This window comes from Psychrobacter sp. VH5, assembly GCF_050572635.1.
GTDB lineage: Bacteria > Pseudomonadota > Gammaproteobacteria > Pseudomonadales > Moraxellaceae > Psychrobacter > Psychrobacter celer.
On sequence record NZ_CP192145.1, the window covers coordinates 530,560 to 546,272 of the forward strand.

A 15,713-nucleotide genomic window follows, 5' to 3' on the forward strand; every position below is an offset into this window, starting at 1 on the left:
AAATGTAGTGGCTCAAAGACGTGAGATGAACTATAGCATCATTGTAAGCGTGTGGCAGTAGATGTTATGAAAAGCGCGTTATATTTGCTTAAATCTCACTAATAAAAAACCGACCATCAGTATGACAGTCGGTTAAATAACAGAAAGATAAAAGACAGTGCGCCGCGAGGCAAGCGGTGATTAAATCAAGTCGCTATAGGCTTGGATGGCGGTCAGGGCGATGGTATAGATGATATCATCGACTAGTGCGCCGCGAGATAAGTCATTTACCGGCTTGTTGAGACCTTGTAGCATGGGGCCGACGCTGACCACATTGGCACTACGCTGTACGGCCTTATAAGTGGTGTTGCCCGTGTTTAGGTCTGGGAAGATAAAGACATTGGCTTGGCCTGCGACAGGAGAGTCGGGCGCTTTTTGTTTGCCGACACTCATCACAGAGGCGGCATCATACTGTAGCGGGCCATCGACTTTTAGCTCAGGTGCTCGCTCGCGGACGATTTGGGTGGCACGCGTGACTTTTTCCACATCCGCGCCGCTCCCTGATGAGCCAGTAGAGTAGCTGATCATGGCAACTTTTGGATCGATACCAAAGGCGGCGGCCGACTGCGCTGACTGAATGGCAATCTCGGCAAGCTCTTCGGCATTTGGATCTGGGTTGATGGCGCAGTCACCATAGACCACCACTTGCTCAGGCAACAGCATAAAGAACACTGACGATACTAAGGAGTATTGCGGTGCGGTTTTGATGAGCTGAAAGGCAGGACGCACAGTGTTTGCCGTGGTATGAATAGCACCAGATACCAAGCCGTCGACTTCGTCTAGCTGTAGCATGATCGTTCCTAAATAGACCGTGTCTTTTAGGTATTCGGCTGCCACTTCTGCACTGGTCTTGCCTTTGCGGCGCTCGACGACAGCAGTGATATATTTGCTCATATCAAGGCTATCGGGATCGATGATCTCAAGGTCATCAGGAATGGTCAGATCGCGGTTTTTGGCCACTTGCTCGACATCGGCGCGCTTGGCGAGCAGCACACAGTTGGCGATACCGCGGCTTTGACAGATGCAGGCCGCTTCGACCGTACGTGGTTCTGTGCCTTCTGGTAGGACGATGCGTTTTTTGGCTTGTTGGGCTTTTTTGACCACTTGATGACGAAACGCAGAAGGCGACAGGCGCGGCTCATGGTTTTGGCTAAAGTAAGTCTTAATCCAGCTCAAATCTAGGTGCGCGGCCACATAACGCGCCACTTCATCAGCGCGCTCGGTGTCGTCACTTGGAATCTCAGAGCTCATATGCACAAGGCTCTGTACCGTCTCGTAGCTGTCGGATTCGACACTCATGACCGGAATACCCGTTTTGAGCGCCGACTGCCATAGCTCAGCGACGGTGGCACTTGGCTCGACGCCGCCTGTCAATACCAGTCCTGCCAGCGGGATACCATTGATACAGGCCAAGCCTGCGGCCAATAGCAAATCATCGCGATCGCCTGGTACGACGATCAGGGTGCCGCGTTTAAACACCTCGTCGACACGTGACACCGAGCGCGCGGTGAGGCTAATGCGGGTAATGCGGCGCGATTTGGCTTCGCCGACGTTGAGCCACTTGGCATCGAGCTCGGTGGCGATATCCCACGTGCGAGGCACAGACAGCGAGTCACTAAACGGCACCACCCCGATCAGGCGAAATGCATCGGTATTAAAAGTAGGGGAGAGGCGCTGCACCTCTTGCATAAAGGTGTCATCTAAGCTGACGATAGCCTCGCCTGGTGCGACGGGCTGCGTCTCAAAGGTATTTGGCACGTCGTGTACGCGCATCAAAATCACCCCAAGAGTGCGGGCGTCGACGATACCGCCGAACTCGCGCGCGTGCACATCGATTTTATCTGCCAAATGCGCCGGATTTTTGGTGTCGGCGGTGCTGACAAAGATGATTTTGGCATCGAGTGCGTGGGCGATGGCGCGGTTGATTTGTGAGGCATAAGAGGTTTCTGTGGTTGGCACCAGACCTTCACAGATGACCACGTCATGATTGTCGCCAATCGTATGATAATTGACCACCACTTCTTCCATCAAGTCGTCTAGGTTGTCATCACCCAGCATACGCTCAACGCGCTGACGGCTGATCGATTTTGGTGGATTGAGACCAAAAGCATGCATGGTCAAAGCGCTGGTACTGTCCAAGCTATGCTGCTTATCAAAGGTATCATCTTGCAAAAACGGCTTCATAAAGCCGGCTTTGATACCGTTATAATCAAAAGCGCGAATCAGGCCGAGCGCCGCTGATGTCACACCGATACCGCGACTAATGGGAACAAGTAAAATGGTTTGCATAGTGTATCCTACGGTTTATTGTATTTTTAAAGCGTGTTCATCCTTGCCAGAATGAGTCAAATAGATGCCGCGCTTTTTGATAGCTCTCATCAAAGGCACGGACAAAAACGCTGACAAACCCATCCTCACGATGGATCTGTCAGCAGACAGAACCTAGGTGAGGCTCAAGGCTTCACGGGTTTCTTGAGCGATGCGGCATTCTTCGTCCGTTGGGACGACCCAAAGCTCCAGATGGCTGTCCTCTGCGTGGAAACTGCCTTCGCTACCGCCAAACAGCCCTGCGTTTTTGTTGGCATCGACCTTGATACCAAAATGACGCATCACCTCTAAGATACGAGTACGCGTGGTGACCGAGTTTTCACCGATACCACCGGTAAAGACGATACCCGTCAGCTCAGGCAGCGCACAGCTTAAGCTGGCCAGATATTTACCCACGCGGTAGCAGAACATCTCGATAGCCAGTTTGGCATCTTGATGGCCTTCGTTGGCCGCTTCTTCGACTGTACGCAGGTCGTTCGATAGCCCTGAAATACCCAGTAGGCCACTTTCTTTATTGAGCATCGCATCGATGTCTTCTAAGCTCATATCGAGCTGGCGCTTTAGGTGCATGTGCAAACTTGGGTCGACATCGCCACTACGGGTGCCCATCATCAAGCCCTCAAGCGGGGTCAGCCCCATGCTGGTATCCAGACTCTTGCCATCATAGACGGCGGTCGCCGAGCAGCCGTTGCCCAGATGCGCGGTCAGCCAGCCATGTAGGCCCTTTGTTTGAGTGATTTCACTAGCGCGCTCTGAGACATAGGCATGAGAGGTGCCATGAAAGCCATAGCGGCGGATTTTATGCTCTTCGTAGAGAGATTTGGGTATCGGGTAGCGAAATGCCACCGGCGGCATGGTTTGGTGAAAGGCGGTATCAAAAACCACCACCTGCGGAATCTCAGGGTAGATGGCTTGTACCGCTTCGATGCCCAAAGCGTGAGCTGGGTTGTGTAGCGGGGCCAATATTTTTAGGCGTTTGACTTCGTCTAAGACATGCTCGTCGACACGTACCGCTTCTGAGTACTCGCGGCCACCATGGACCACGCGGTGTCCGACAGCGATAAAGTGATATTGCTCTAATAACTCAAGGATTTTTTGTAAGGCCAGTTTGTGTCGGCCGCCTGGGATAGAGATTTCTAGCTTATCGCCATTGATGGTGGTGTGTTTGATACGGGCGGTGTCAAGGCCTAAGTTTTCGGCCAGCCCAGTGATACGGATAGAGTTGTCTTCGCTGATGAGGGCGTATTTGATAGAAGAAGAACCGCAGTTGAGGACTAAGGTAGGGTTGGTTAGGGTGGATGTTTCTGCGTTTTGGTCGTAAAAATTGGGATTTAGGCTGTCGCTCATACTCTCTCTATCCTTAGATGATTTTTGTTAAATGGTGACTCAACAAATGAGTCGCGGGGTAATACACAAAAACCAGCGATATCCAAGCTGACATAGGTCAAGCAAGCATATGGCTGATTTGAGGTATCCTTGGCTGTCACGGTCGATCAGTGTGTGTTGAGTTGCCCGCTAGCACCCAAACACAGCCGCAAGGTCCATCTATAATGTAACACATTTTTGTGGCGACACCATGATAACTATCGGGGTTAAAGCCATAAATCGTTGCTTGACAAATACAACTGTACACCGAGTGTGGTCAATGTCTATCGAGCGTTAACACAAAAAATAGCAGCCAATAAAAATTGTAAGAAAGTTTGTCTAAATCAGGATAATGCGCTTTTTTGTGCTCAAAAACTGTCCGTTTGTCCGCCAATAAAACGATGAGGAATTTATTACCCTATCATATTCAGTATAGAGGACGCTTTATGTCATAATGCGATTACCCAATCCGCCCATGGACGCTTTTTTGGCGGACTCATTCGCTTATTTATAGTCGATTCTAAATAAAACAGATACACTATATTTCGACACGGAACTGGCATAAATTTTTTTGGCGTGCTGTGCCTGCACAGACAGATGCGGCGCAAAATTCATCCCAGTCGCACTGTATCGTTTTTATACTGAGCTCACTATATATTGTTATATACATCATACTGTTATATATATCGTTATCGGTCATTCACATAGGTCATCCACGCTATGCTTTTCACTCGCCGCTCGACCCATCTCCAGAACGCGACCAGCGCAGTCGCCCATCGCCGCGCCAGCCTTACTTCTATGAAGCCAGTACTTATCATGAGTGCCGTATCACTGCTGGCTTTGTCAGGATGCGGGCAAAAGGGCGGCCTGTATCTGGTGGATGATAGCAACCAAACGGTGCAGCAAAGCACAGAGACGCTCGGCAGTACCAGCCATCCACAAGATACCGCCCTTGCTGGTATTGATGATGATAAGCATCAGCCGCGCGATGACTGGCAGCTACCAGCGCCCAGTACCGATCCCAACGACTACTAAGGCAAATGACCAAACTAGTAAGTTATGAATTCACTAACTCACTAAGCAACTAGCAACTAGCAACTAAGCATCGCAGGGTAGCCGCTCTTAGTATAAGCCAGCTTGTGAGCTTGATTGTCTCAGTGTCCACACTGTTATGGCAGTGTTTGGGGAGTCGTTTATATGCTAGCCATACCATCTTTGATAGGGCTGTTGCCGCGCTAGTCGTGCATTTTTGTCCTTGCCATCTTCTTAATACCTTGATCAATGTAGAGATATTTATATGAGTCATTCTGAGCAAAAAATCGGCGAATCCGTCACTACCCATACCGCACAAGGGCTGTATATCGACCCGCAGGCGCTCACCGCCCATCTGCCTGCGCTGGCTTATCGCGATGGCGCACTGCATATGGAGCAGATCAATATCGATGAGGTGGTCAAGCACTACGGCACGCCATGCTATGTATACTCCAAACAAGCAATATTGGACGTTTATCACGCCTATAGCAAAAGCTTTGCCAGCGTAGAGCATCAGATATGCTACGCCGTAAAAGCCAACTCAAACCTTGCGGTGCTAGGGGTGCTGGCACAGGCGGGCGCTGGGTTTGATATCGTCTCACGCGGCGAGCTAATGCGCGTGCTGGCGGCAGGCGGTAGGGCTGATCGCGTGGTATTCTCAGGCGTCGGCAAAACCTATGGCGATATTGAGTATGCCCTCAACCAAGGTATCGGCTGCTTTAACATCGAGTCTATCAGCGAGCTTGCGTTGATCAACGAGGTAGCAAAGACGCTGGATAAGCCTGCACCGATCTCGCTACGTGTCAATCCAGACGTCGATGCCAAGACCCATCCGTATATCTCAACGGGCCTAAAAGACAATAAGTTTGGTGTCGCGCACCAAGAAGCGCTCGCGCTCTATCAGCAAGCCGCGACTTTGTCGCATATCGAGATTGTCGGTATTGATTGTCATATTGGCTCGCAGCTGACAGAAGTGGCGCCTTTTGTGGCGGCATTAGATAAAGTCATTGAGCTGATACAGGGCTTACGTGATAACGGTATTGAGCTGCGCCATATCGATTTGGGCGGCGGCCTCGGCGTCCGCTATATCGACGAGATGCCAGTATCTATCGAGGACTTTGCACAAGCGTTACTGCCTAAGCTGAGCGAGCTGGGATTGACAGTGTTTTTTGAGCCGGGCCGTAGCATCGTGGCCAATGCAGGCGTGCTGTTGACCCGCGTCGATGTCCTCAAGCCGACGGCGCACAAAAACTTTGCCATCGTCGATGCGGCAATGAATGATTTGATCCGTCCAGCGCTCTATCAGGCTGAAATGGCAGTGATACCAACTGTGCTGCCAAGCGCTGGTATCGAGACGGCTGATACCCAAGCGTGGGATATCGTCGGCGCTATCTGTGAGACAGGTGACTTTTTGGCAAAAGATCGTCTGCTATCCTTACAGACAGGCGATACGCTAACCATCACAGGAGCGGGGGCTTATGGCTTTACCATGAGTAGTAACTACAACTCACGCCCGCGCGCCAGTGAAGTCATGGTAGCGGGCGAGCGTCATCAGCTGATTCGCCAGCGCGAGACAGTCGAGGCGCTCTATGCAGATGAGCGGCTGTGGCAGGACGCGCCCTAGCCAGTATGGCCGAACGGATGACGATAATTGGGTATTTAACGGTGATAATTATCATTGTATCTGACAGCGTGCTAATATAACGCATACATAAAAATTAGGATAGGATATCAAGGGTATGCTAATAGAATTTACAAAAATGCATGGTCTGGGCAATGATTTTATGGTCATCGATTTGGTGACCCAGCGCTTAGATCTCAGCAGAGAGTTGGTGCAATTGTTGGGCGATCGTCATCTCGGTATCGGCTTTGATCAGTTATTGGTCGTCGAGCCGCCGATGCGTCCTGACGTGGATTTTAGCTATCGTATTTTTAATACCGATGGTACAGAGGTAGAGCAGTGCGGCAATGGCGCGCGCTGCTTTGCTCGTTTTGTGCAGGCACGAAAGCTATCATTTAAGCAGCGTCTGCGTGTCGAGACGGCCAGCGGCATCATCTCATTGACCACCGACCGTTACGGCTGGGTCGAGGTCGATATGGGCAAGCCCAAGTTTGAGCCAGACGAGATTCCCTTTACTCCAAAAGCCACTACCAAAATTCAAAACGCCTATCATCTCGATGTCGATGGCACGCCTGTGCAGCTTTATGTGGCCAATATGGGCAATCCCCATGCGGTAATCAAGGTCGATGACGTTCTAAGCGCTGATGTCGAGACATTAGGCAAAGCCATCGAGTCGCACCCTGCTTTTCCAGAGCGGGTCAATGTTGGCTTTATGCAAATCATGAATCAGCGGCACATTCGCTTGCGTGTCTATGAGCGCGGCGTGGGCGAGACCCAAGCGTGTGGTACAGGTGCCTGTGCGGCGGTGGCCGTCGGTATTCGTGAAGGCTGGCTCGACGAGGGCGAAGAGATACGCGCGCAGCTATATGGCGGTAGTATGATTATCAAGTGGCAGCCTGGTTATTCGGTGATGATGACCGGCCCGACGGCCTTTGTCTACGAAGGAGTGTTTAGTCCGGATGGGCTGATGGCGCAAGCGGGTATCAAACCAAGCTCTGAGGGTTAATAAAAAATGCCCAGCGTGTACGTTTGGCGAGTAGGTAACAGCAATGGCCATGTCCAGAAAAAGGGCGTCTCATAACAAAGTGCAGCGACGCACCAGTCAAAAACAAGACTTAGATAAAGAGGTAGAGCAAGAGGCGGCATTAGCAGCAGACGACGCCTCACAAGTGTGGCGCTCAGGATCGCTGTCGACAAGCAGAGAGGCCGATGCGGCACTGCGTGAGCTGCTGTCCCCAGTGCATCGCTGGCTCAACACCTTGTCGGTACGCAATCACTCTGAGCATACCTTGACGGCTTATTTTGCTGGGTTAAATCAGTTGGCACTGTTTTTGCGGGGCAAGCGTCTGACATGGACGCGCTGTGACAAGCGCCAGTTGGCTCAGCATATCAGCCAGCGCCTCGATGAAGACAAGCTTGCCCTGGCCAGTGTCCAACAGGAGCTGTCCGCCATTCGCCATTTTTATGGTTGGCTGATAGAGGAGGGCATAGCCCGTATCAACCCAACCACTGGCTATCAGCTCAAACGCAGTGCTAGACCTCTACCATCTATCGCGGATGTCGATTTACTTACCCAATTGCTTGAGCAAGAAATGCCCGATACTCCAGAGCAGGCGCGCCTTTGGTTACGTGATAAGGCGATGTTTGAGCTGCTCTATAGCAGTGGTCTTCGTGTCGGCGAGCTGGTGGCACTTGATGTAAGCGATATCGATTTGTCTGACTTACGCGTGCGCGTCACAGGAAAAGGCAACAAAACGCGTTTGCTACCGCTAGGGCGCAAAGCCGCTGAAGCCATACGCCGCTATCTGCCGCACCGTGAGCTGTGGGTTGAACAGATGGACGCCGCGCTGTTTATCAGTGAAAAGCTGGGCACCCGCCTATCGACCAGAGCGGTGCAGCAGCGTCTAAAAGTAGCCGCTGCCCGCGCTGGTATCGCCCAAAACATGTATCCGCACTTGCTGCGTCACTGTTTTGCCTCACACATGCTCTCAGGCAGTGGTGACCTGCGTGCGGTACAAGAAATGCTCGGGCACAGTGATATCAGCACCACACAGATCTATACCCATGTTGATTTTGCCAAGCTCACGCAGGTTTATGACCGCGCTCATCCGCGTGCCACTCACACACAAGTTGATGGTGATACCGAGTAGGTTTGGCCTTACCTATAAGGTTCTATCGTCTTGTGCCATGTGACGGCATTGCCCTATTAACAATTTAATCATCAAATTATTTGTCAGACAGCTTTTGTCAGACAGCTTTATGCCAAACGATGACAGTCAAAAATCGGCAGTTTTTGTCGTCCTTGCTGCTGTTGCGATTTGTCTAAAGACGCCATCACCATGGCATAGCGCTGGTTTTCTGTGGCGCTCGTTTTTTGTAACTCACTGTCATCGTAGCTGCTGAGCACCGTGCCATCATAGGCGGTGATGGCAGCATGTCCCCATGTCTGCCGTGTGTGACCGTCCTGATAAGTGTGATCTCCTCCTTGCGCCGCCCCAATCACCATGCATTGACTGTCTAGTGCTCGTGCTCGTAGCAGCAGTGACCAATGCGCTTGCCCAGTCAGATAAGTAAAGGCTGAAGGAGCGCTCAGCATATCCGCTCCAGCTTGACGCAGGCGCTGAGCCAACGCTGGAAAACGCAAATCAAAGCAGACCATCATACCCAGCTGGTAGACCGTATCCTCAGTCTCTAGCGGCGCTACGACGGTTTGGGTGCCAGGCTCAAAGGTCGCCGCTTCATTATAGCTGCCTGTTTTGTCAGCGACTGTCGCGGTAAACAGATGAATCTTGTCATAGCGGGCCACGCGCGTACCGTCAGGGGCAAACACTTGGCTGACTTGACGCAGCCTACCATCAGGGACGACAATACCATCAGGGCGATAAGGACAAGGCAATGAGCCTGCCAGCACATAGATACCATGAGTACTGGCATAGCCTGCTATCGTCGATGATAGCTCATCGAAGCGCTCGGCTGTAGCAGACTGTTGCCCCATGCTACAGCAGTTTTCTGGTAGCACCACCATGTGAGCGCCTTGCTGGGAAGCGGCGCTAATGGCCGTCTTGATGTCTGCTAGGTTTTGCTCGATGTCCTGCTGGCTATTCATTTGAATGGCAGCGACGGCAAATGATTGGTCGCTTGCTTGGTTGTGGTTCATAATATTCTCAATTGTATTTTAGTTGTCGTTTATTTCAGGGCGTATCCTCATTTTAAAAATGGTGATAAAAATGAGATAAATTGCCGCCAAACAAGGAAAATAGCGCAGATAATATCGAGATATGAGCCAGCTATTTGACGATGGTTGGCAAAATTTGGCCATTTTTAGCCCATTTAGAGGGCTATCGATTGAATTGAGGACACGCCCTAATATTGAGCTTTTGCAGGCTTTGCCAGTTGGCTGTGTCGGCATGCCAACAATGATAGCGACAACATTGATTTTAGAAGGTTTTATAGTAATAGTAAAATAAGCGTATCTGGGCTAGGCATAAATTATCGTAGCAAAATTGCAACAAAAAATGCTATCGTCGTGTCCTGTTAGGGCTAAATCATGATCTTAGCCAGTTGTTTATTGACTATCACCATCGTCGGAGTGTAATAAGCCACCCATGAGTATGTCGTTCGGATTGGCAACCACGCTGAGCACCTCACAAAAGCTGACCCCGCAGATGCAGCAAGCCATTAAGTTGCTGCAGCTCTCTAGTCTTGAGCTGGCGCAGGAGGTTCAGGCCAAGCTCGATAGCAATCCTCTGCTCGAACACATCGAGGACGATGAAGAATATGGCGACGGTGAGGGCTCTGACAACAGCGTGAACGATAGTATGGAGACAGCTGAGCATAGTTTGACGCTTGATGACTGGAATCAGACGACGGCCACCGATGCGTTTAGTAGCACCACAAAAGAGACGGACGAGTATGGGGCAGATAGTGACGTAGACATAGACATTGACCGTTTGGCGATAGCCGGTCTGGAGACAAACGGCGATCCTGCAAGTGATGATAATCTAACGGACTTCGACGCAGCGACCTACAATGATGATGACAATGTCACTGACTATCGTACCGATAACTATAGTATCGATAATTATAATGCCGATAACTATGCATCCGCCGCGAGCAGTCCAACTAGCAGCAGCGCACAGCACGCGAATGAGGACTTTGATAGCTATCAAGGGGGTACCTCTGCCACCATTCAAGACCATGTGCGCTGGCAATTAAACTTTAAGCGTTTATCAGACACCGATACTTTGATCGCTGAATATTTGATAGACTCGATGGATGAGATGGGGTTTGTTCGGCTCGATATCGATGAGCTGTTACAGAGCTTGGATACCATGGCCAGCTTTTATCAGTGGGAGGAGCGGGTCGAGCGCGATGAGATATTGGCTGTGCTTCGTATTGTCCAGTCTTGCGATCCACTTGGCGTTGGCGCTCGTGATTTAAGCGAATGCCTTGCCCTGCAGCTCGCAAAGCTCGATCCTAGTACCGCATATCTAAAAGAAGCTCACGCGCTTTTATCTGCTAGTGAGTATCTGGTCAGCAATAATATCAAGGCATTGACCGAGCACACAGGGCTGACTCCTGAGGACATCATGCCTGCCTTGACGTTACTGCGCACATTGACCCCGTTACCAGGCGTCGTCTTTCAAAAGAACCAGCCTGACCATGCTCAGTCGCCAGACAGCTACGACATACCCGATGTGCTGGTCACACCCATTCGTCGCCCTACGGGTTTGCCTGACGCGCAGGAGGCCGGCTGGCAAGTACGCCTAAACCCTGAGACGCTACCCAAGCTACGGGTCAATCAAGAGTACGCCAGTTTGGTCAAGCGCGGTGATGATAGCCCTGATAATCAGTACCTGCGTGACAACCTCACCGATGCCAGACTGTTTATCAGGAGTATCGAAGAGCGCAACCAAAACCTACTAAAAGTCGCGACCAGCATCGTGCATCATCAACAAGCGTTTTTGCAGCAGGGTGCCACCGCCATGCAGCCATTGGTTCTCAAAGTCATTGCCGATGAGGTCGGGCTGCACGAATCGACGGTCTCACGCTTGACCACCAGCAAAACCATTTTGACACCGCAGGGCTTATTTTCGCTGAAGCACTTTTTTTCTTCGCATGTCAGTAGCGCAGATGGTGATATCTCATCGACCGCTATCAGCGCCATGATAAAACAGCTGATTGCCGACGAAGACCCCAAAAAGCCCTTATCAGACAGCCGTATCAAAGAGACGCTATTGGCTGATGGTATCGATATCGCTCGGCGTACGGTGGCCAAATACCGTGAAGCGATGAATATCGGCTCTTCCACCCAGCGTAAACAAAAATACTAACGCATCTTTTTATCATCAAGCACTCATATTCAAGCGCTTATCTTTGAATAGATATGTCTTCAGCTCATTTTATTTTATATGCTCAAAAACTAGGACGTGTTGAACCTTCAACCATGGCACTGACAGAGACTATTTTTTAGACGATTCGAAGGTAAAAATAGTAAGCTTAGTCGCTCTAAGCGTCTATTTTTACCAATGAAGCGGCAAAAAAGAGTCCTGTCCCTACGGCTGATGCTAAAATTGCGCCATACTGCGTTGCAAATCTAGCTAAGGCATCTGCATTATCGTCGCTTTGCGCCTTGTCTGGAACAATTTTAGCGATCAGCAGTGCCTATTTGTGAATGTTCAACACGCCCTAAAATAGCGCCGCTAGTATCACGATATGAGCGGCGTTATTTTTTTGCGTCAATATCAGCCATAGACCATGCTACTGTGTTGCTGCATCCTATATCTAGTTATAAAAAATAAAATTTTTTGATTATATAGAAACTTGATAGAAACGACAGTTTTTATTACATTTAATTACAATTTAATGGCTTGCTACTACGCCGCTTTCATGACAAATTAGAGTCATACCAACAACGAAACCCAAGTACAAAATCTAAGTGTCTAACCTCAGTACGTATTTATAGAATGTATTTACCTTGACGGTATTTATTTTCATTAGCAACCAAAGAGACGATATAAGGATACGTTGATTTTTTGCTAAAGATACTGGTGGCTAACGGTCTATCTATCAGAGACATAGCTAACAAGGGTCTTAGATTTGATTAGTGAGTTGTTGGTAAGGCAGGGTGATACAGGCAGGACGGCTATGTCATCTGTTGATTGTGAGTTATAAACAAAAGGACAATAATATGAATGTTTCTATCAGTGGTCATCATATCAGTGTTACCGAAGCCATGGACAAGGCAGTTCGCGAAAAGCTAGAAAAAGTAGAGCGACATTTTGATCAGATACAGAGTATTAAAGTGATACTATCGCTCGATAATAGCGGCGCCAGTGACGGCGGCATGAAGAGCCATAAGGCCGAAGCCATTATGCGAGTGGCGGGTCAAGAGATGTTTGTCCAAGCGTGTGAAGATGATATGTACAAAGCCATCAACGACATGGCAGACAAGCTCGATAGACAAGTCCGTAAGTACAAAACCCGTCAAGAGCGTAAGAAAACGCAAGGGGCAGGGCGTGATGGACGTTATCAAGATGTGACGCCAGCCGAGATAGCGCCAGCGGTATGATCCTATTAAGGTCTAATAGGACGTAGGACAACACAACTACTATTATAATGTCATTACCTTATTAGGCCTTAATTTCTTATAAGCAAATAAACGGCATAAAAGAAAAGACCTTAGCACTTATGAGCTAAGGTCTTTTCTTTTATGTCATTTACTATATCGGAGCTATTTAATCAGAGCCGTTTATTATCAGCATAGCGATTTTATGTCGAACTGACGATACGTAACGGCAGTATATGGCAATACGGTCGTTGAGACCTAGCCACCGCCGACGGCTTGTACCACTTCGATGCTCATGCCTTCTTTGACACGCATGCCAGCAAGCTCGCTTTTTGGTATCAGATCGCCGTCGACTTCTACCGCATAGCGACCTTTACTCAAGCCAAGCTCATTGAGGACCAGCTGCACCGTCTGGTGTGTGGTTTGTAGATGTTTACCATTGACACTAATAGTACTCATAACAGATGCTCCCTAACGCAGTCTTGTTCCTTTTATCGGCGCTGACACATGAGTCATACTATCAGCCGCCTTACTCTTTATCATTTTTTTATCATGGCTATCAGCCCTGACAAGCTATTTTGCGGCCGCCGGCTTGATGGCAAATGCGGATATCGCCAGCCATAGCCAGCCTACTATCATCAGCATGCCGCCGATAGGCGTGATAGCACCAAACCAGCGCGGCGCGCCCAGCGTCATCGCATAGAGGCTACCAGCAAATATGATAATACCGACTTGTAGCAGCCATGCGGGGGCTTGCGCGGCGTACTTTAGACGTATCAATACGCCGACGATCAGCAGACCGAGTGCATGGACAAATAAATACAGCGTTGCGGTATGCCACCACTCTAACTGCTGCAGGCTGACGAGGTTTTTTAGACCATGTGCGCCAAATGCCCCTAGAGCCACGGCAATGGCCATATTAATCGCCGCAATTCCTATCCAATTTACCATAGTAAAACTCGTGTTATGTACTGCATCATGCTCTGCACTATCTACTGCTCTGTACTATTTGCTGCCATGTACTCTGTACTGTCTATTGAATGTCATCAGGTAAGATAACGCTATCGATGGTCATGGCATCGCGAATCTTGTCCATGGCGTTTTTTTCGATCTGGCGTACGCGCTCCGCTGAGATAGAGTAGACTGCTGCTAGCTCATGCAAGGTGGATTTTTGCTCAGAAAGCCAGCGCTGCTCGACGATGTCACGTGAGCGATCATCCAATGTGCCCATTGCAGCAAGCAGTGCTGAGGAGTTGTTTTCTTCCCAGTCTTCTTCTTCGAGCTGCTCGGCGGGATCGATGCCATCTTCTAAAAACAACTGCGGCGCATAGCGGCCGTCGTCATCATCGCTAGATTGCGCTTCAAATGAGGCGTCATAAGAGGTCAGACGCGATTCCATCTCTAGCACTTGCTTACGCGTGACGTTTAAGTCCTTGGCGATGGCATCCGCTTCTTCTAGCGTCAGCTGATTATTGGTTTTCTTTAAGCTGCGTAAATTAAAAAACAGCTTACGGTGCGCCTTGGTGGTGGCGACTTTGACGATACGCCAGTTACGAATCACAAACTCATGAATCTCCGCCTTGATCCAATGAACGGCAAAGGATACCAGACGTACGCCTTTATTAGGATCAAAGCGTTTGACCGCCTTCATCAGCCCCAAGTTGCCTTCTTGAATCAAGTCCGCCTGCGGCAAGCCGTAGCCTGAATAGCTACGAGCGATATGAATGACAAAACGCAGATGTGACATGACCAATAAGCGCGCCGCTTCGACATCGCCTTCGTCATAGTAGCGGTGTGCAAGCTCTTGTTCTTGCGTTGGGGTCAAAATAGGGATTTGGTGCACAGTATTAATATAAGCGCCCAGATTTACCCCAGGAGCCGTCAAGTGAGTCGGCATCGCAGGCACCAAGTCACGAGTGTTGGTGTCGCCAAGGGTGCTGGCGTCGTAGGGTGGCCGCTCGGCAGCGGCTTTTAGCGCCGCATCGCGTGCTTCATTTTTTATCGGCGCTGCCTCGTCTTTTTTACTCGTTTTTGCAGCATTATTAGAAGTATTAGCCATATTCTTGACCTTGGTTAAATAGTTAAGCAAATAGTCAGATAAAAATCTTTATAGTTGTAATTGTAAAGGATAGCCACCGTTAGTTGCTATCGGTTTTGGTAATGATGAAGTGATATATTGTATCGAAATGCGCGACAGATTTATCATCATTGGCAGGTTGATGGGCCACTTCATGGACGCTTAAAGACAAAGGTGCTGCGCTGCCCGTTTGCTGGCTTTGGCGACAAAACGCGGTGATATCTGCCTGTGAGTTGGGATCAGTCGCCACCACATATAGCGACTCGCCTGCTGCCACCTCACGCAGAGCCACTTTGGTCTTTAATAAAGGCATCGGGCAGGCCAGTCCGCGGCCGTCGACCAGTTTTTTTATTGTCAGGCGCGGCGGTGTCATATCCAGCGGCGTATCGCTGATGAGTACTGCGTCACCCAGCAAGCGTAGCAGCTCGCAGCTTTGCTGTTGCTCAGTTGCAGACAAATCCGCCGCGAAGTAAATAACGTCAGAGGCGGGGCGGGTGATGGGCTGACTATCGGCAGACATAAACAAACCTTATCATATGCGAGGGTTTTAACTTAAGAGAGGGGTGATGGTTTGTCATTATAACAAATAGCGCAGGAATGATTGCAGTTGAATATAGTCAACGTCATGTTTGGTTCGTTAGAATGATAACGATAATGATATAACGATTGCACAGTCATGTTGC

At 49.7% G+C, this 15,713-nt stretch carries 14 protein-coding genes; 7 read left to right on the forward strand and 7 right to left on the reverse strand.

Annotated elements, in window-relative coordinates:
- Nucleotides 1-180: 180 nt before the first annotated feature.
- Together pta and ACNFVB_RS02310 are read right to left on the reverse strand one after the other, a co-directional pair.
- Nucleotides 181-2,328 (reverse strand): phosphate acetyltransferase, encoded by a 2,148-nt coding sequence (pta, locus tag ACNFVB_RS02305; RefSeq protein ID WP_430737957.1) that lies wholly within the window; start codon nucleotides 2,326-2,328, stop codon nucleotides 181-183.
- 153 nt (nucleotides 2,329-2,481) lie between these two features.
- Entirely contained in the window at nucleotides 2,482-3,714 is a 1,233-nt protein-coding gene (locus ACNFVB_RS02310) for an acetate/propionate family kinase (RefSeq protein WP_430737958.1), read from the reverse strand.
- Between the two features lie 738 nt (nucleotides 3,715-4,452).
- On the opposite strand from ACNFVB_RS02310, the gene lptM reads away from it, so the two are divergent.
- The 4 genes from lptM (at nucleotide 4,453) to ACNFVB_RS02330 (ending at nucleotide 8,535) form a co-directional block, all read left to right on the forward strand.
- Nucleotides 4,453-4,767, forward strand: a complete 315-nt coding sequence (gene lptM / locus ACNFVB_RS02315) for an LPS translocon maturation chaperone LptM (RefSeq protein ID WP_430737959.1) — start codon at nucleotides 4,453-4,455, stop codon at nucleotides 4,765-4,767.
- A gap of 262 nt (nucleotides 4,768-5,029) precedes the next feature.
- Nucleotides 5,030-6,388, forward strand: coding sequence for a diaminopimelate decarboxylase (gene lysA / locus ACNFVB_RS02320; protein ID WP_430737960.1), 1,359 nt, complete (start codon nucleotides 5,030-5,032; stop codon nucleotides 6,386-6,388).
- 115 nt (nucleotides 6,389-6,503) lie between these two features.
- Nucleotides 6,504-7,391, forward strand: coding sequence for a diaminopimelate epimerase (dapF, locus tag ACNFVB_RS02325; RefSeq protein ID WP_430737961.1), 888 nt, complete (start codon nucleotides 6,504-6,506; stop codon nucleotides 7,389-7,391).
- 49 nt (nucleotides 7,392-7,440) lie between these two features.
- Nucleotides 7,441-8,535, forward strand: a complete 1,095-nt coding sequence (locus ACNFVB_RS02330) for a tyrosine recombinase XerC (protein ID WP_430737962.1) — start codon at nucleotides 7,441-7,443, stop codon at nucleotides 8,533-8,535.
- A 107-nt stretch (nucleotides 8,536-8,642) separates the two neighbouring features.
- On the opposite strand, the gene ACNFVB_RS02335 is transcribed toward ACNFVB_RS02330, so the two are convergent.
- Nucleotides 8,643-9,542, reverse strand: coding sequence for a carbon-nitrogen hydrolase family protein (locus ACNFVB_RS02335; RefSeq protein WP_430737963.1), 900 nt, complete (start codon nucleotides 9,540-9,542; stop codon nucleotides 8,643-8,645).
- 121 nt (nucleotides 9,543-9,663) lie between these two features.
- Between ACNFVB_RS02335 and ACNFVB_RS02340 the strand changes: the two genes are divergently transcribed.
- From ACNFVB_RS02340 to hpf, 3 genes are all read left to right on the forward strand, one after another.
- Nucleotides 9,664-9,852 carry a hypothetical protein gene (locus ACNFVB_RS02340; protein ID WP_430737964.1) on the forward strand — a complete coding sequence of 63 codons (189 nt, stop codon included), beginning with the start codon at nucleotides 9,664-9,666 and terminating at the stop codon, nucleotides 9,850-9,852.
- 138 nt (nucleotides 9,853-9,990) lie between these two features.
- Nucleotides 9,991-11,718, forward strand: coding sequence for an RNA polymerase factor sigma-54 (rpoN, locus tag ACNFVB_RS02345; protein ID WP_430737965.1), 1,728 nt, complete (start codon nucleotides 9,991-9,993; stop codon nucleotides 11,716-11,718).
- An 857-nt stretch (nucleotides 11,719-12,575) separates the two neighbouring features.
- Nucleotides 12,576-12,956 carry a ribosome hibernation-promoting factor, HPF/YfiA family gene (hpf, locus tag ACNFVB_RS02350; protein ID WP_105244686.1) on the forward strand — a complete coding sequence of 127 codons (381 nt, stop codon included), beginning with the start codon at nucleotides 12,576-12,578 and terminating at the stop codon, nucleotides 12,954-12,956.
- Between the two features lie 255 nt (nucleotides 12,957-13,211).
- On the opposite strand, the gene thiS is transcribed toward hpf, so the two are convergent.
- The 4 genes from thiS to ACNFVB_RS02370 all read right to left on the reverse strand — a co-directional run bounded on the left by thiS (nucleotide 13,212) and on the right by ACNFVB_RS02370 (nucleotide 15,550).
- Complete coding sequence (gene thiS / locus ACNFVB_RS02355; RefSeq protein ID WP_430737966.1) at nucleotides 13,212-13,412, reverse strand: sulfur carrier protein ThiS; 201 nt, start codon at nucleotides 13,410-13,412, stop codon at nucleotides 13,212-13,214.
- A 114-nt stretch (nucleotides 13,413-13,526) separates the two neighbouring features.
- Nucleotides 13,527-13,904 (reverse strand): DUF423 domain-containing protein, encoded by a 378-nt coding sequence (locus ACNFVB_RS02360; protein ID WP_430737967.1) that lies wholly within the window; start codon nucleotides 13,902-13,904, stop codon nucleotides 13,527-13,529.
- An 82-nt stretch (nucleotides 13,905-13,986) separates the two neighbouring features.
- Nucleotides 13,987-14,850, reverse strand: coding sequence for an RNA polymerase sigma factor RpoH (gene rpoH / locus ACNFVB_RS02365; protein ID WP_201584544.1), 864 nt, complete (start codon nucleotides 14,848-14,850; stop codon nucleotides 13,987-13,989).
- Between the two features lie 241 nt (nucleotides 14,851-15,091).
- Complete coding sequence (locus tag ACNFVB_RS02370; RefSeq protein WP_430737968.1) at nucleotides 15,092-15,550, reverse strand: sulfurtransferase TusA family protein; 459 nt, start codon at nucleotides 15,548-15,550, stop codon at nucleotides 15,092-15,094.
- Nucleotides 15,551-15,713 lie beyond the last annotated feature (163 nt).

Coding starts and splice junctions, on each gene's coding strand:
- ACNFVB_RS02360 (WP_430737967.1), bottom strand. CDS start 13,904: ATGGTAAATTGGATAGGAATTGCGGCGATTAATATGGCCATTGCCGTG.
- ACNFVB_RS02330 (WP_430737962.1), top strand. CDS start 7,441: ATGTCCAGAAAAAGGGCGTCTCATAACAAAGTGCAGCGACGCACCAGT.
- ACNFVB_RS02370 (WP_430737968.1), bottom strand. CDS start 15,550: ATGTCTGCCGATAGTCAGCCCATCACCCGCCCCGCCTCTGACGTTATT.
- ACNFVB_RS02340 (WP_430737964.1), top strand. CDS start 9,664: ATGAGCCAGCTATTTGACGATGGTTGGCAAAATTTGGCCATTTTTAGC.
- ACNFVB_RS02310 (WP_430737958.1), bottom strand. CDS start 3,714: ATGAGCGACAGCCTAAATCCCAATTTTTACGACCAAAACGCAGAAACA.
- ACNFVB_RS02335 (WP_430737963.1), bottom strand. CDS start 9,542: ATGAACCACAACCAAGCAAGCGACCAATCATTTGCCGTCGCTGCCATT.
- rpoH (WP_201584544.1), bottom strand. CDS start 14,850: ATGCCGACTCACTTGACGGCTCCTGGGGTAAATCTGGGCGCTTATATT.
- lptM (WP_430737959.1), top strand. CDS start 4,453: ATGCTTTTCACTCGCCGCTCGACCCATCTCCAGAACGCGACCAGCGCA.
- rpoN (WP_430737965.1), top strand. CDS start 9,991: ATGAGTATGTCGTTCGGATTGGCAACCACGCTGAGCACCTCACAAAAG.
- hpf (WP_105244686.1), top strand. CDS start 12,576: ATGAATGTTTCTATCAGTGGTCATCATATCAGTGTTACCGAAGCCATG.
- pta (WP_430737957.1), bottom strand. CDS start 2,328: ATGCAAACCATTTTACTTGTTCCCATTAGTCGCGGTATCGGTGTGACA.
- thiS (WP_430737966.1), bottom strand. CDS start 13,412: ATGAGTACTATTAGTGTCAATGGTAAACATCTACAAACCACACACCAG.
- dapF (WP_430737961.1), top strand. CDS start 6,504: ATGCTAATAGAATTTACAAAAATGCATGGTCTGGGCAATGATTTTATG.
- lysA (WP_430737960.1), top strand. CDS start 5,030: ATGAGTCATTCTGAGCAAAAAATCGGCGAATCCGTCACTACCCATACC.